Below are 14932 nucleotides of genomic sequence, written 5' to 3'. Positions count from 1 at the left end.
TTTATACTCCTTCTTTTCTCTGTAATAGGTATTTTTTCCGGATAAATCGCAGAAGTTTCTTCAGTGACTCACTAGCATAATCAGGATATGTCCAAGGTAAAGGCTGAAAATCACCTTTTTGGTAAATAAGGGTTAAATCCGCATAAACACCTGCTCTTAAATATATGCGGTGAGTATAATTTTTGCCTGTAGCAAGGACTAAGCGTTCAGCCGTTATATAACCAGGGTCAATATTCACTCGCCTTTTTCCTGAATCCGCATATTTTTGTTCTAACCCATTAGTCTCTATCTTTATATCAGGAAGCTCATCAGGTAAAATCAATTTTTCAAAACTTATTAATCGCCTCCATAAAGGCTTACCCATTTCTGGACAATAATAATCTGTTTGGTCAAATGGTAAAACCTCACTTATAAAGTCTAAAGGGCCAAATAATTGTGAAAGGTCAGTCAACACCTTTTGGTAAAACTCAGGGACCCTAAAAATAAGACTCATGATTAGTTTAGCAGGTAAAGGGGGTTTTAAAATACTCATTTGAGCTCTTTAAGATTTTAATAAGTTGTGCTCTATTCACTGTAGCTGTACCTATTTCACCTACTACCCTACCTGCTGCCAAATTGGCCAGTATGGCAGCCTCTTTAAAACTAGCCTTACTAACACAAGCCGCGGTAAAAGTAGCAATTACAGTATCACCTGCACCAGTGACATCATAGACTTTCCTAGCCATGGCAGGTATATAAGTAATGCTATCCTTTTCAAAAAGCACCATTCCTTGCTCTCCTCTAGTGATAAGAACTGCTTGAGTATCTAACTTTTGAAGCAAATTCTTCCCTGCTTTTTCCACCATATCTTTAGTAATATCTACCATACCATTAAATCCAGCGGCCTGAATGGCCTCATAATGATTAGGAGTAACCACACTCACACCTTCAAAAAGGAGTATATTTTTTACCTTAGGGTCTACAGCTAAAAAAATTCTTTTACCTTTAATAAGGTTTTTTAATTCCTTTATTAAGAGCGGACAAATAACTCCTTTGGCATAGTCAGAAACCAAAATAGCATCTATATCTGAAATATGGGCTTGAACAAAATCCAACATTTTTTTTACAGTATCATTATTAATTAAATGTCTTTTTTCTCTATCCACCCTGACTACTTGTTGACTATGGGCAATAATCCGGGTCTTAACTGTAGTAGGCCGGCCTGGTTCTATAATTAACCCTTGAGGGTCAATTCCCATTTTTTCCACTTCTTTTTTTAATTTATACCCTGCTTCATCATCTCCAATAACTCCCATTAAAAACACCTTTGTATCTAATGAAAACAAATTGTTTACTACATTAGCCGCTCCTCCTAAACGCCAAGATTCATCCACTACATCTACCACTGGCACAGGTGCTTCAGGAGAGATGCGATTTACTTTACCCCACATAAATATATCCATCATCACATCCCCAACCACTAAAATCTTAGCCTTTGGCAATTGCTCAACGATTTCCATCAAACGGTCTTTTTCCATGAATTTGCTTTTACAATATTCCCTACCATTTTTCAATATAAATCCCAAAAACCGGCAGGGATATGTCCTGCCCCTGCCCGACGGCAGGTAGGTGGGTTTTCTTTAAGAACTATTACGGATTTTGGGTTTAACATACAGGACTTTCCCCAGAATTTTTAGAAGCTTTCCAAAAAGAAAGGTAAGGTGGGCTCTTCAAAATAGTAATAACTTTAAAAGAAAACGGTCAAATATAGTAACTGACCTTACGTACAGTAAAAAATTGTTTTTAATTTTAAGCCATAACAATAAAAAATCATTTTTAAAGGTTGCGGTCAAAAAACTGACCGCAACCATACAAATATTTTATTTAAGACCGTGCCTGTCAAGGAGTGCTCGCCCGCCTGCGGTCGGGCAGGCATTCCGCAGCTCGCTGCGCTCCTCCCTGCCTGTCCCCGCCTGCCGTCGGGCAGGGGCAGACAGGCTTGACAGAAAATAGTTCCTTAAGGAAAAAACTTTTTTCCCTTTCAACCAACTCTAGTTTTTAAAAAGCAGATTGCGGAGTGCCATCAAGACTGGCGAAAGCCACCCTGAAGGGCTTGGTCTTGATGGCTTAACGGAGCAATCTGCTAAGCTATAAATAAGTTGGTGAAGTTAATCTTGAGGTATTTTCTTATTCCACTTATTGAACGCCAAAAATCCTTAATTCATCCCTGCCTGCCGGCAGGCAGACAGGGATGTTTTTAAAGATTAACTTCTAAATTTTGGGGAATCTCCAATTTAACATAACCTTGTCATAGTCTAAATAGTAGGTTATAATATAAAATGTATAGTATATTTAAAAGAGGTGTAGTCTATAGCAAGAGTTTTCGGTAATTTAGGTGGTTTAAAATCAAATCAAATTAAACGTCTGGAAAGAATCTATCGCCGACGTATTCCCCATGAAGAGATAATAACTCCTGAGCTAACACGTTATATAAGTGAGCTTTCCTTTGAAATCAAAAGACAAATTGGTCTTATTATTGAACGTTCAGGAACAATAGAATTTGTGGTTGTTGGAGACCAAAAAGGCATCTTATTACCAGATTTAAGCCGCTATCGCAGCGGTCTTACTCGATTGAGAGGACTGAGGTGCCTTCATACCCATCTTATAGAAGAAGGATTAAATGAAGAAGATTTAACCGACTTGGCCTTATTGCGACTAGACCTCATGGGAACAATTGTAATGGATGAAAGAGGTATTCCCCGTTATTACCATTTAGCTCACTTATTGCCAGTTAATGAGAACGGTTGTGGTTGGCGAGTCTTAAAACCAATATCCTATGGACATTTGCAGATAAAATTTGACCAATTAATCAGTGCCTTAGAAGAAGAGTTTCAGCGAGTACAAAAGGCACATTCCATAAAGGAAAACAAAGATAAAGCAATTTTAATCCATGTAGCCAACTCAGGTGAGAAGACAGAACCAGAAACCTCTTTAACAGAATTGTCAGAATTAGCTAACACAGCCGGAGTGGAAATAGTAGATAAGGTTGTTCAAAAACGCAGGTATATTAATCCTAAATTTTTCATAGGGAAGGGGAAATTGGCAGAGGTAATTATCCGTGCCCTTCAAAGTGGAGCCAATCTTCTTATCTTTGACCATGAGTTGAATCCTTCTCAAGCAAATGCCATTGCCAAATTTACTGATTTAAGAGTAATAGACAGAACACAGCTTATTTTGGATATTTTTGCCCAAAGGGCAAAATCAAGGGAGGGAAAAATCCAAGTAGAAATGGCCCAACTTAAGTATGTTTTACCCCGTTTGGTCAAACAAGATGCCTCTATGTCCCGACTTGCAGGAGGTATTGGAGGAAGAGGTCCAGGAGAAACAAAATTAGAGATAGATAGAAGGCGGATTAAAAAAAGACTCCACCATTTACAAAAGGAGTTAAAAAATATTCAAGCTCAACGGATGCAAAGAAGAATTAAGCGCCGTAGAATGCAATTGCCTATTATTTCTATTATTGGCTACACCAATGCAGGAAAGTCTACCCTTCTCAATACTCTAACTAAAAGTGACATACTAGCTGAAAATCGTCTATTTGCTACCCTAGACCCTACTAGTCGCCGTCTTCGTTTCCCTAGTGAAAAAGAAGCAATTATTACAGATACAGTAGGGTTTATCCGGAATTTGCCAAAAGAGTTGTTTGATGCCTTTGCGGCTACTCTGGAAGAATTATATGAAGCACATCTTCTTATCCATCTTATTGATATAAGCAATCCTTGTTTTCCTGACCATATTACCTCTGTAGAAGAAATCCTTTCTCAACTCCAGCTAGCTCATATCCCCACCCTTAGGGTATTTAACAAAAAAGATTTGGTTTCCGAAGGATATGTAAAACAACAATGCAAGAGATATAATGCCATTGCCATTTCTGCCCTTAAATCAGAAACATTATTACCACTGTTAGAAGAAATAGAAAAAATCTTGGGTAAACTGGCTTATTCAAAAGTCTTCAGAAGCGCTGTTTAGTAAGACAACGGGTAGTGTCCCCTTATATGTGATTTAAAAATCTCTGATAAGCTTAGCCTCCTAATTTTCATTTTGTAACTGAGGATAAGCCCCTAATAATTTAATTGCAAGTGAATTTATACACAGCCTAGGACGTGCCAGTAAAACTAAATCCAAATAGAAAAAGGGTTGTCCTTAAAATATAGAGGGATTTTGTTATTAGTTTCCTATTCTGGTATTCCTCCAGTTAGCACCTCAAGTTTAATTGCTTTTACCTTACGATAGACTTCATAAGGGGTTTTTAATTTCCCATTTACTCTGAGTAAATCTTCTACTTTGATGCCAAACAACCTTTCGTTCTCTTCTAGATAAGGCAAGATGAGATTCCAATCTTCCTTAGTAAGGGAAGCAAATTCGCCCCCATTGAGCTGGTCTTCTACTAATTTCTTATAAGGGTCTCTCACATACACTGCCCCACCTGAGGCCAAGGAAAAAAGATTTGAACCTGGATAAGGTATGGATTGTTCTTTCAAGTTGCCGTCTTCATCGAATTCTATCCCATTTAAAAGCACAAATCCTCCCCCTTTTAAAGGGTCTCCAGCCATAAAGGATTCAGCCAGATAATCCAGGGCAGTCCCATTTATGACCACCCGCGGATGTCCCACGGCATTAATAAGGGGTCTACCCGCAGCATTGCCTAAGACATAAATTTCTCCTCCCTTGGCCCCATAAAGAAATGTCTGACCCACATCTCCAAAAATAACCATTTTACCCTTATTAATAATCTGCCCTACCTGGTCTTGGGCATTTCCATGCACATATATTTCCAAACCATCTATGCCTGAACCCAGGTAATCACCAGCACTACCATAGACATCAATATGCACACCCTGTGTGTTTGGCCCAAGTCCACAGCCACAAAACCGTTGTCCCCGATAATTATAAGCAATAAAAAGACGCCATCCCTCAAGATACGCCTTACAGATTAGCTTGGCATCACACTCTTCTCCCTCTGGTGGAAATCCCCAAGCATCAATTACTAAGACTTTTTCTTCTTTTTTAGGAGGTCTTAATGCCTTTTGGCTATCCCAATCTATCTTTTTGTATCTGCTTGATATTTTAGAAGTAATGTCTGGGGTAGTATCAAATATCTCTTTTAAGACATCATTGATAGTGGCTAAGACCCAACTCCTCTTTTTCTTTCCTAAGGCATAGCGTCTATCGTTAAGCAAGGTAAGAAATTCTATAATCCATTTCTTTGTCCTTTCATCCTCAATAGCCCTGTTTGCCAGTTTATGACAAAGACCATAAAATTCCTCATAATCCCATTTGGGGATTAAAGGTAATATTTCTTTGAAGGCCTTTATGGGCAAGGTGGCGTTTATTTTAAGCTCAATCTTTTCTAAAAAGTTAGATGTGGTTAAGGAAATGCCCTTAGGTGGTATTTCTTTTTTGGGGATTGAAACCACCCTGCCAAATTTATCTGTGCAAATAATGACTTTTTGTGAAGGGTCATCTTTTTTGGGCTTTACGGTAAAGATAAAGGCACCTCCGTCGGTATGACTACCTCCTCGGGCATTCCAGTATTGATCAGCCACCGGACAAAAACGTTTATCTTCTTTGGATAAACTCCTTAAGGTAGCATCAATGGCCTGTTTCTCAGAACAAATAAGCCCTATTTGCACCTCTCCCTCATAAAGGGCAAAGACTTGGGGTCTAAGCATGGCGGTATCGGTAATGCCAATGAGTTGAAAATAATTCTTATAAGGCTCGTTTCTAGCAATAATAAAAAACCAAGGACCATCTGGTGAACCATGGATATGGCAAGCATGAATAGCGGAGTAGATTTTTTGTTTTTCCGGAGGCAATAATGCAAAATCCAATTCTGTAGTAGGAGCCATAGCCTCAATGATATACTCCAGAGGATAACCATAGACCCGATTTAGCAAATCAAACAATAACACGGAAACTTCGGTATCGGTAAGAAATAATGGGAATATATTTCGCTGTTTTAAATATTGTGTTACTGCATAATAATTGGCAAAGTCACCATTATGAACCAGTGCCTCATCCATGCCCACAAAGGGATGGGCACCAGCAGGATGCCAGACTTTTCCTTTGGTAGGATAGCGTTGATGCGCAATCCACACATGGGCCTTTAAATCTTCAAGTTGGTAATATTGCACTACTTGTTCGGCATAGCCTACTATTTTAAAGATGAGCATGTTCCTTCCATGGGAAAGAACAAAGGCCTTTTTTTCACCCAAAGAGGAATAAAATTTATTATTGATTCTATAAGTGGTTTGATAGATAAACTCATCTTCTGCCCTTCTTAAGTCTAGGTCTTGAAGGCTATTTTTTTCTAGAAAATTTTTCAGTATTTCTGGCCTTACTCGCACAAAATAGCGAACTACATCTGGGGGTTTTACTACAAGTCCAGGAATATCCCGATAATCGGCTACTGTTTTTACCCTTTCAGCATTATCTATTTCAAATAAGGGCTTGATAAACTCCTCTTCCAGTTGTTTTTGCACCTCATTATTTAGAAGGGCAATTTGGTAAAGATAATCATTTTCTAAAATTTCTTGGTTTACTCCAAGGTCTTCAGCCTTAAGACCTACAGCCGCAATACCTCCACCCTTTCCATTTCCTCTATTGTGCATTTGAATAGAAGGTTCAAAAATATGTCTACCACTTACAGGAATATTGCAGGCAAAACCAGTAACTCCACAGCCCCCTTCTTGCTCAAACTTTGATTTATAAGAGTAAGGTGAAGGAGGAAGCTTATTTCTGGATTTGATGATTTGTTTTATAGCTTTATCCATTCTCACTCCATTTATCTATATAAAAAAGACAGTCTGTCTTACCTACCAATTCAGTAATGCTATGCATACCCAAACGTCTTAAGATATCTATTAGTTGCAAATACCAACTGTGAAATAGGTTACTAATGCGTTGGGTGGCCCATTCAAGTTCTACCATACTGGACAATTCCATGTCTGTAGTAGCTATTCCTCTAGGACAACCCCTCCCCCTTTCACAATTACCACACCTAGTGCATTCCAAGGCCACTAGTTCAGCAGTGCCTATCACTACCCCATCTGCTCCTAAGGCAATAGCCTTGGCTATATCATAGGCAGTCCTAATACCACCACTGGCAATAATTACCATCTCATCCCTTACCCCTTCTTCCAAAAGGAAACGGTGCACTTTGGGAATAGCCAGTTCAATAGGCATGGCAATATTTTTTTTGGCAATATCTGGAGCTGCCCCCGTGCCTCCATAACTGCCATCTAAATGTATAATATGTGCTCCAGCATAGTAACTACCTATGGCCACCATGTCTACATCTACAGGGGTAGAGACCTTAACAGAAATCAAGGCCTTGGGATTTATCTCTTTAATCCAATCTACATGCTTTTTATGGTCTTCTACCGAATAAACGCTATGAAATGGAAAGGGAGAAAATAGGGATATACCTGGCACAGACTCTCGCATCCTCGCTACATCTGGCGTTACTTTATCACCTAAAAGATGTCCACCCAGTCCGGGCTTTGCCCCTTGGGCATATTTAAATTCAACTATCCTTGCCCGTTTAATGGTTTCTTCTCTCACCCCAAATAAACCCGTAGCTACTTGAGTAATGACATGGTCTTTATAAGGAATGAGCGCTTCGGGATAACCTCCTTCTCCAGTGCAAGTAAAGGTATTCCACTCCATACATGCCTTAGCTCGAGCCAACATAGTAGTGAGACTTACAGACCCAAAAGACATGCCTCCTCCATACCAAGGCACACTGATGGTTACTTGAGGACGTCCATCATTTCTACGATTAAGGTCTATAGTAGTAGAAACATCTTCTTTTAAAGAAAAATTTTGATTTTCAAATTCAAAGCTAAATCTCAGACGGTCAAAACCACCTCCAGAATTTCCTATTTTGTATTCCATATAATCAGGTGGGTTTCCTGTCTCTGCCTGATACCAGGTGCTTAATATTAAATCGGATGTCCACCGATAATCACCTAAGGCCTCAATAGTAGGATTTTTAATTACCATTAATGCCTTCTCAGGACACTGGGCTACACAATAATGCTCACTTCCTTCACAACTAAAGCCTATACACCGATATTCTCGGAGAGGCATTACTTTTTTACCTATAAACTTATACACCCCGCAAGGACAAAGCTTCACACATAAACCACAATTATTACAGTTCGCCCTTTTTATAATTTTATATTTACCTAATGGTCGTTTAAAGCGTGATGTGGTTCCCTTTACTTCCGGTGGCCAGCTTCCCATTTTTTATTTCCTTTTAATAGAAGCAAATGCTTCATTTAAAACATCTTTATAAAAAATAGCCCTTCCCATCTCTCCCCTGAGCCTCCGCACGTCCCGCATCCCCATGGCCCCAAGCACTTCCAATAATTGGTCTCGCCAAGCATTCATAAGATTTATCAAACGTTGTGCCCCCCAATCAGGCTCTATGTTTTCTATATCTATAGGACAGGGTATCCCCTGCAAACAGTCTTTACATAATCGGCATTCCAGAGCTACCATAAGCACCTGGTCTAAAATTACTCCATCTGCTCCACAGATAGTAGTCTTGGCTACATGTTCTGCCATAGCAATCCCTCCACTCACCAGGACAGTAACCTCATCCCTAGTTCCTTCATCTACCAGACTAAGATGGATGTCTTTAATTATATCTTTTATAAATCGTGGTTTTTCAGCAAATTCCAAACCATGGTCATCGGCGGAAAAATGGAAGACTTCCGCACCATTTTTAGTTAAGGTAAGACTCCTTTGTTTTGCCTCTGGAGATAGAGGTATTTTTATCATAACAATAGTTTGAGGATGGGAAGTTTTTATGACTTGAAAATTTTGGCTCAAATTGTATGGTATTTCAATAATCTTCACATCCTTTGGTAAAGCAGAGAGCTCTTCTAATGAATCTATATAGATGCCAAGATTGTCTATATAGGGATGAAGTTCTTTTGTAAATTGTGCCAGGGGTATAATAAATAAGGTATTCAGTGTCTTGGCTGCCTTAGCCATAGAAAGTAATACTGGTTTCCCCCACTTTCCCCATCCGGGTAAAGAAAAAAGCATAGGAATAGGAATTTCTATCAGAGGTGGGGTAGATGAGGCCAACTTCCCCTGGGCATCAAAGGCTAAATAGGACAGTTTTCTCCCAATCTCAATATCAGTGCTGATGTATTCTCGCCCATGAATACCATCCCGAGTAGGTCTAACAATTTCTGACATATCTGTCCACATATCATCAAAACCCGAACCGGCAAATGGGCCCCTATAACCTGCCCCTGAGACCGAAATCATCCCTGTCTCTGCTTGGCGCCAAATCTTGGTAATAATTTCAGGCTTCCAGTAACTATCACCTATTTCCAAATAGGTAGGATTAACCATTAAGGTAATAGTTCCACCTGGGCAAGCTTCAACACAATAAAGACAATTACGACAATAATAATCTATAGTGTCTCTTAATTGAATGGAATCAAATTCCCTTTTATTATAAACACCATAAGGACATAACTTTTTCACACAATATTTGCAGCCTAGACATCCCTCTTCTCTATCGATTAAGACATATTTGCCTGGAGGAAGAAACCTAGGAGGAGCTGGTTTTACATTTATGTGATACTTAGGCATTTTTTCTTAATATTCCTTCCTATTTGTTGTAGATTTTCCGAGTCATCAACCTCAAACATAACCAATCTATCTTTACCTAAACCCAATTCCTCCAAAATTTCCTGGGTATATTCCACTCTCTTTTTGGCTCTAATGCTTCCTTCTCCTGATTGGCAGGAGGTTTCAGGACAAGTTAAGATAAATATTGCATCTAGGTCTGTTTCCAATATCTTTAAAAGAAGACCCACAGATATTTCTGCACTACAGGGAATAGGAATTAACCTAATAGAAATTTCACTAGGAAAGTCCAACACTTTAAATATTTCCTCCTTTTTATAACTCAAATTTTGACAAAAAAAGATGACCAGCTTTTTCATTTTAAATTTGCCTGACGAACCAAAATAGGAACGGCTTCTTCCCAATCATGGGCAAAGATATGGATGCCATTCACCCCTTTTATTTGCTTTAAAGCCTTTATAATCTCAACACAGATTTTTATCCCTTCCTCTGCTTGTTTATTTTCAGGGGTATTCTTTATCCTTTGAACGATGTTTTCTGGAATAACCATTTGAGACGTAGATTGGAGGGCTTGCCATGATTTTATAGGCCTTACCCCTGCCAGTAAATAGAGGTTTTCTCCTTTGATGAGGGAAATAAATTCTTTAAACCGCTCCAAGTCAAATACAGGCATTGTTTGTATGAAATCCACCCCTGCATTAATTTTTTTAGAAAGATTTATTAGATGAAGTTCTAATGGATGGGCAAAAGGATTAATCCTTGTTCCTACAAGACTATGTTCAATTTTTTTCATTATGGAAATAAGTTGAACACAATCCAGATCAAACACACCTTTGGCTCCTGGATTATCTCCTACCCTTTGATGACAGTCCTCCAAGCAAAAAAATGCCTTCACCCCTAAGGTAACAGCACCTAATATATCACTCTGAATAGCAAGCCTATTTTTATCCCTTATGCTTATCTGCACTATGGGTGCTAACCCCACATTTAAAAGCAAGGTTGCTGTAGCTATAGGGCTAGTATGCACTTGAGCCAAAGGATTATCTCGCACTACCACTGCCTCCACCACATCCTTTAAGACCAAGGCCCTTTCCTTGATCTCACTTCCATTTGCCTCTTTAGGAGGATAAAACTCAGCGGTAACCACAAATTGACCTTTAGATAATGCAGTTTTCATAACCTTATATCCTCTCTGATAATCTTTCTGGGCGGCTGTCCTTTGGCCCAATCCTTAGGTGGAATGATTGCTTTTAATTTATCCAATTGATTCAACCCTTTAAGCCGTTTGTAAATCAAATACCACACACAATCATGTTCTGGAAATACCTCACATTTACCATTATTAGACCCTAAACAGGGTCCATTAAGGAGTCCCTTTGGACATCTGGCCAAAGGACACAAACCAGCAGTCTTGCCTAATATGCAATCTCCACAGCCAATACACCGTTCTGACCAAACCCCTTGCTCTTCTGTAATACCCATAAAGCCCGTGTTTAATGCTGGTAGTATTAATTTTTTAGGATAAGTCTCAGCTAACATATTTACACCTACTCCACAGGCTAAAGAGAGCACCACCTCACTTTCTTGAATGAGATTGTCAACCATGGAAAAATAAATAGCATCACACTGTCTATCGATAACCCTCTCTATCGTCTCTACTGCTTTATTTCTCTTCTTACGGTCTATCCTGATGATAGAACCCATTACTTCCACTTCTTTTTGTCCACCAGCACAACACACTGTTACACATGCCCTACAGCCTAAGATGAGAATTTTTTTATAACCCTCTAGCATTTCTAAAATCTCTCTTATAGGCTTTCTCTCAGCGACAATCATTAACCTCCCCCTCTGCAAATTTCTGCTTCATCTTGTATAAACTTATAACCCTAGGCACAGTTACAAATTTTATTACTTCTTCCTTTATCCCTAACTCTTTTAATATTTTCTTTAGGTATTCAATCCTGCTCCTTGCTTTTTTACTTCCAGTCACATTATGACATTCTTCTTCGGGGCATCCAAAGACAAAAATTTGCTCTGCCCCTTCTTCCAAGGCATGCAAAAGCATGAGACTATCTATTTTCCCTGTGCAGGCCACTCTATTTGTTTTTATATCTCTTGAGGGAATAGTCTTTATTAAATCCCTTTCTTCCAATCCACAGTGATAACAATAAAAGCAGACTACCAATATAACTCCTCCTTTAATTTAATCGCCTTGGCTGGACATTCAGCTCTACATATTCCACAAGCCCTACATTTTACTGGTTCTATTTGGGGGAATCCCTTTTTATTAATAAATATTGCACCAAAAGGACAGGCACGCACACAAACTAAACAACCTGAACAAAACTTTTCGTAGACCATAGCAAGCCTACCTATATTTATAAGGGAACCCTGATCTACATATCTTTCTTCATAGGCCATTTGGCGCAAGACAAGTATTATTTTGCTGAATCTGACATCCTGAGGACAAACTACATCACAGGTATGGCATAAAGAACAATCCCAGATAGCGGTTGCAGAAAGAACACTTTTCTTGAAGCCAAGCAAAATCATATGAATGATTTTTTGTGGATTGAGCGCTGGGATTAACCGATGGGTAGGACAACTACCGGTGCATGTCCCACAGGCAAAACAATAAGTAAGGTGTTCCCCACCAGGCCTTTGGGATACACTGTATTTAAAATTTGCATCCAACTTTAGGGTAGATAAAGACAAAATTATCTCCTTACAAACAACATATTTTTTTATCAATCATTGGTATATTTATTCAAAACTTCCCAAAAACTAACTAGTTTTTCAAAATCAAGCATTCCGCTTTCAGCTATGTTTTCAACCATAATTCCCGCCTCAACAGCCGCTGCCACTGGGTTTAATCCTCCGAGTAACACCATACCCACTCGATTTAAACGGACAGGAATTTGACAAATTGCCTCACTAGTATTCCCTAAGACATAAACCCCATTGATACCCACCTCCTTAAGCATGGCTATCTTTTCCTCAACCATTGTTCTGGATGGAGCTGGTATCTCACGGAAATTGGCTAGTATTTTCCCATTTCCAGTTTTCACTACTTTTCTAACACTGGTCATTCTTGCCCGAATGTATTGTTCTGATGGATCAAGGGATGTGCCATCATAATTGATTATAGCCACAAATCGCTTGGGTTTTGAATTTTTTATTTCAAGCACCCCTCCAAACTTAGAGTCTATAGGAATGCCTGACTTAAGCAATACTCCATTTATAACCACACTACAAACTGTGGCTAGTCCAATTTTCCCTTTTGGGATAACTACCGAACCAAGCTTTTCTCCCTCAGAGGCCACTGCAACTAATTCACTAACACAGATTCCGGCCTTAAATACATCTTTCATCACCAGTAATGCCTCTTTGAATCTTTCCTGGTCAACAAGTGAGGTATTTATAGGAAGTTCTCCCCTCCTTTTTTGAGGGTCAAAGGTAGTTTGAAATGCTAAGAGTTCCAGTTTATCTAAAATAAAACCCACTTGTTCTGGCGCTAGTGCTAGTTTGAGTTCTTCAAGCCCCTTTGAAGTGAGCATTCTGCCATTGCGACCCAGGAATTGAGTATAACCTCTTTCATCCGTAATTCTTAGGTAATACCTGACTGCCCTCTCGCTCAAAGAAATTCCATGTCGTTTAAGCTCTCGCGCAATAGTAATTGAGCCCAGCGGTTTAGAAGACTCACTCAAAACCTTGAGGATAGATAATATCTTTCTCTCTGCATCAGAACTAGTTTCTTGAAACATGTAACAAAATCCTCCATAAAATTGTGGCCATAGGTTACCATTGACCATAATATAAAAAATTTTAAATTTGTCAATAATTACTAAAGTCAAAAACAAATTAACGGCAAAAATAGGTTCATATTTGCCATATGCCTTTAAATGGAACAAAGGAAAAATAGTTGGAAGCCTTTCTTGACCTCTTATATAGTGTATGTTAAAAAGCAACTTCGGAGGTGATATTTATGAAAGAACCAAAAGACATTGAAACTTTTGTTTCTGAACAAAAACAAATGCTTGAAGAGAATCCCGAGTGTGCTAGTGCACAGTATAATTTAGGTATAGCCCTCTTGCAAGAGGGTAAGCTAGATGAGGCACGGATTGCCTTTGAACAATCCATTGTAGATGGCAGCCGGATGTTTGAAGCCTTTGTGAATTTGGGGTATATATATTTTAAAAAAGGAGACCTAGAGAAAGTAGTTAAGGCTAACCAAAGGGCGGTGGAGATAGAACCCAGATATGCCAGGGGTTATGCTAATATGGGATTTGCTTATCTACAGATGGGAAAAACAGATGAGGCTATAGAGGTCTTAGAAAAGGCCTTAGAATTGAATCCTCGTATTGTCCAAGCCATGTGTAATCTAGCCAATGCCTATCTTCAGAAAGGAGATTTAGAAAAAAGTATTGAGATGAATAAGAAAATGCTAAAAATAGCTCCTCATTTTTCCTTAGGACATAACAATTTGGCCTATGTTTATTATTTAAAAGGAGATTACCAAAAGGCCATTGAACATTGTGATAAGGCACTTACTCTAGGGTTTGAAGTACATCCGGAATTTTTAAAACAACTAGAACCATATCGTAAAAAATAGGTAACAGAAATGGAATTGTTTGATTTTTTTGGAGAATACGAAACACTAGTAAAAAAGGCAGACATTCTCTTTCAAAAGATTGCTCAGGAATATCCTTCTTGTGTGCGATGTCATATTCATTGCTGCGATTGTTGTTATGCCCCTTTTGGTTTATTTATTATTGAAGCAGCTTATATAAATTTCTATTTCAATCGTTTAGAAAGAAGGCAGAGAAGAGAAATTTTTAGAAGGATGGAAAAGACAGAAACAGATATATTGCATGCTAAAGACCGTTTGCATGTATTTGATGATGACCCTAAAATGAAGGTTTTTGGCATGGGAAAACAGCGAATAAGATGTCCATTCCTAAATGACAAAGAAGAATGTGATTTCTATGTAAAAAGACCTATTATCTGTCGCCTTTATGGTGTTCCTCTGGCCTTAAAAGAAAAGGTCTATGCCTGTGGTTCTTCTGGTTTTCAAAAAGGGGTTACTTATCCTACAGTCAAGCTAGACGAAATTTATCATCAACTCTGTAATCTTTCAGAAAGGTTATTAAATTGGGCAGGTTCTGCTCATCCTGAGAAATGTTCACTTATGCTATTTGTTCCCAGGGCCTTAAAATTACCGTTCAATAATCTTATAAAGGGAATTCTTGAGTAAGGTGGATTTTTCTTCGGGCAATTTGTC

At 38.7% G+C, this 14932-nt stretch carries 14 protein-coding genes; 3 read left to right on the top strand and 11 right to left on the bottom strand.

Features of this window, described 5'->3' with window-relative positions; all coding sequences use genetic code 11:
- Position 1: 1 nt before the first annotated feature.
- Positions 2 to 532, bottom strand: coding sequence for a DUF4416 family protein (locus HS1_RS09875; RefSeq protein WP_066064717.1), 531 nt, complete (start codon positions 530 to 532; stop codon positions 2 to 4).
- Positions 501 to 1517 (bottom strand): D-glycero-beta-D-manno-heptose-7-phosphate kinase, encoded by a 1017-nt coding sequence (rfaE1, locus tag HS1_RS09870; RefSeq protein ID WP_082757871.1) that lies wholly within the window; start codon positions 1515 to 1517, stop codon positions 501 to 503. The genes HS1_RS09875 and rfaE1 overlap by 32 nt, the downstream gene beginning before the upstream one ends.
- A gap of 1024 nt (positions 1518 to 2541) precedes the next feature.
- On the opposite strand from rfaE1, the gene hflX reads away from it, so the two are divergent.
- On the top strand, positions 2542 to 4008 hold the full coding sequence (gene hflX, locus HS1_RS09865; RefSeq protein WP_245669967.1) for a GTPase HflX: 1467 nt from the start codon (positions 2542 to 2544) through the stop codon (positions 4006 to 4008).
- Positions 4009 to 4214: 206 nt separating this feature from the next.
- Here the strand turns inward: hflX and HS1_RS09860 are convergent, their stop codons facing one another.
- The 9 genes from HS1_RS09860 to HS1_RS09820 are packed head-to-tail and all read right to left on the bottom strand — an operon-like array spanning position 4215 to position 13415.
- Positions 4215 to 6812 (bottom strand): GltB/FmdC/FwdC-like GXGXG domain-containing protein, encoded by a 2598-nt coding sequence (locus HS1_RS09860; protein WP_156469450.1) that lies wholly within the window; start codon positions 6810 to 6812, stop codon positions 4215 to 4217.
- Entirely contained in the window at positions 6805 to 8286 is a 1482-nt protein-coding gene (locus HS1_RS09855) for a glutamate synthase-related protein (RefSeq protein WP_066064706.1), read from the bottom strand. The genes HS1_RS09860 and HS1_RS09855 overlap by 8 nt, the downstream gene beginning before the upstream one ends.
- A 3-nt stretch (positions 8287 to 8289) precedes the next feature.
- Positions 8290 to 9654 (bottom strand): glutamate synthase-related protein, encoded by a 1365-nt coding sequence (locus tag HS1_RS09850; protein WP_066064703.1) that lies wholly within the window; start codon positions 9652 to 9654, stop codon positions 8290 to 8292.
- Complete coding sequence (locus HS1_RS09845; protein ID WP_066064700.1) at positions 9636 to 10010, bottom strand: hydrogenase iron-sulfur subunit; 375 nt, start codon at positions 10008 to 10010, stop codon at positions 9636 to 9638. Before HS1_RS09845 ends, HS1_RS09850 begins: the two co-directional genes overlap by 19 nt.
- Entirely contained in the window at positions 10007 to 10828 is an 822-nt protein-coding gene (locus HS1_RS09840) for a methylenetetrahydrofolate reductase (protein ID WP_066064697.1), read from the bottom strand. The genes HS1_RS09845 and HS1_RS09840 overlap by 4 nt, the downstream gene beginning before the upstream one ends.
- Positions 10825 to 11487: a methylenetetrahydrofolate reductase C-terminal domain-containing protein gene (locus HS1_RS09835; protein WP_066064694.1), complete on the bottom strand. Its 663-nt coding sequence runs from the start codon at positions 11485 to 11487 to the stop codon at positions 10825 to 10827. Before HS1_RS09835 ends, HS1_RS09840 begins: the two co-directional genes overlap by 4 nt.
- A complete protein-coding gene (locus tag HS1_RS09830) occupies positions 11474 to 11836 on the bottom strand; it encodes a hydrogenase iron-sulfur subunit (RefSeq protein ID WP_066064691.1) in 363 nt (120 codons plus the stop codon). Before HS1_RS09830 ends, HS1_RS09835 begins: the two co-directional genes overlap by 14 nt.
- Positions 11830 to 12366 (bottom strand): 4Fe-4S dicluster domain-containing protein, encoded by a 537-nt coding sequence (locus HS1_RS09825; protein ID WP_066064689.1) that lies wholly within the window; start codon positions 12364 to 12366, stop codon positions 11830 to 11832. The genes HS1_RS09830 and HS1_RS09825 overlap by 7 nt, the downstream gene beginning before the upstream one ends.
- A gap of 32 nt (positions 12367 to 12398) precedes the next feature.
- Positions 12399 to 13415 carry a DUF128 domain-containing protein gene (locus HS1_RS09820; protein WP_066066578.1) on the bottom strand — a complete coding sequence of 339 codons (1017 nt, stop codon included), beginning with the start codon at positions 13413 to 13415 and terminating at the stop codon, positions 12399 to 12401.
- 221 nt (positions 13416 to 13636) lie between these two features.
- Between HS1_RS09820 and HS1_RS09815 the strand changes: the two genes are divergently transcribed.
- Together HS1_RS09815 and HS1_RS09810 are read left to right on the top strand one after the other, a co-directional pair.
- A complete protein-coding gene (locus tag HS1_RS09815) occupies positions 13637 to 14263 on the top strand; it encodes a tetratricopeptide repeat protein (protein ID WP_066064686.1) in 627 nt (208 codons plus the stop codon).
- A gap of 9 nt (positions 14264 to 14272) precedes the next feature.
- On the top strand, positions 14273 to 14905 hold the full coding sequence (locus tag HS1_RS09810) for a YkgJ family cysteine cluster protein (RefSeq protein WP_066064683.1): 633 nt from the start codon (positions 14273 to 14275) through the stop codon (positions 14903 to 14905).
- Positions 14906 to 14932: the final 27 nt, after the last annotated feature.

It is taken from the genome of Candidatus Desulfofervidus auxilii (assembly GCF_001577525.1).
GTDB lineage: Bacteria > Desulfobacterota > Desulfofervidia > Desulfofervidales > Desulfofervidaceae > Desulfofervidus > Desulfofervidus auxilii.
The sequence above is the reverse complement of the archived record's forward strand: the minus strand, read 5'-3'. Positions and strand labels throughout refer to the sequence as shown.

Bases quoted from the DNA above. Each gene is read 5' to 3' on its own strand.
- HS1_RS09860 (WP_156469450.1), bottom strand. From the start codon at position 6,812: ATGGATAAAGCTATAAAACAAATCATCAAATCCAGAAATAAGCTTCCT.
- HS1_RS09820 (WP_066066578.1), bottom strand. From the start codon at position 13,415: ATGTTTCAAGAAACTAGTTCTGATGCAGAGAGAAAGATATTATCTATC.
- HS1_RS09845 (WP_066064700.1), bottom strand. From the start codon at position 10,010: ATGAAAAAGCTGGTCATCTTTTTTTGTCAAAATTTGAGTTATAAAAAG.
- HS1_RS09850 (WP_066064703.1), bottom strand. From the start codon at position 9,654: ATGCCTAAGTATCACATAAATGTAAAACCAGCTCCTCCTAGGTTTCTT.
- rfaE1 (WP_082757871.1), bottom strand. From the start codon at position 1,517: ATGGAAAAAGACCGTTTGATGGAAATCGTTGAGCAATTGCCAAAGGCT.
- HS1_RS09835 (WP_066064694.1), bottom strand. From the start codon at position 11,487: ATGATTGTCGCTGAGAGAAAGCCTATAAGAGAGATTTTAGAAATGCTA.
- HS1_RS09815 (WP_066064686.1), top strand. From the start codon at position 13,637: ATGAAAGAACCAAAAGACATTGAAACTTTTGTTTCTGAACAAAAACAA.
- HS1_RS09840 (WP_066064697.1), bottom strand. From the start codon at position 10,828: ATGAAAACTGCATTATCTAAAGGTCAATTTGTGGTTACCGCTGAGTTT.
- HS1_RS09875 (WP_066064717.1), bottom strand. From the start codon at position 532: ATGAGTATTTTAAAACCCCCTTTACCTGCTAAACTAATCATGAGTCTT.
- HS1_RS09810 (WP_066064683.1), top strand. From the start codon at position 14,273: ATGGAATTGTTTGATTTTTTTGGAGAATACGAAACACTAGTAAAAAAG.
- HS1_RS09855 (WP_066064706.1), bottom strand. From the start codon at position 8,286: ATGGGAAGCTGGCCACCGGAAGTAAAGGGAACCACATCACGCTTTAAA.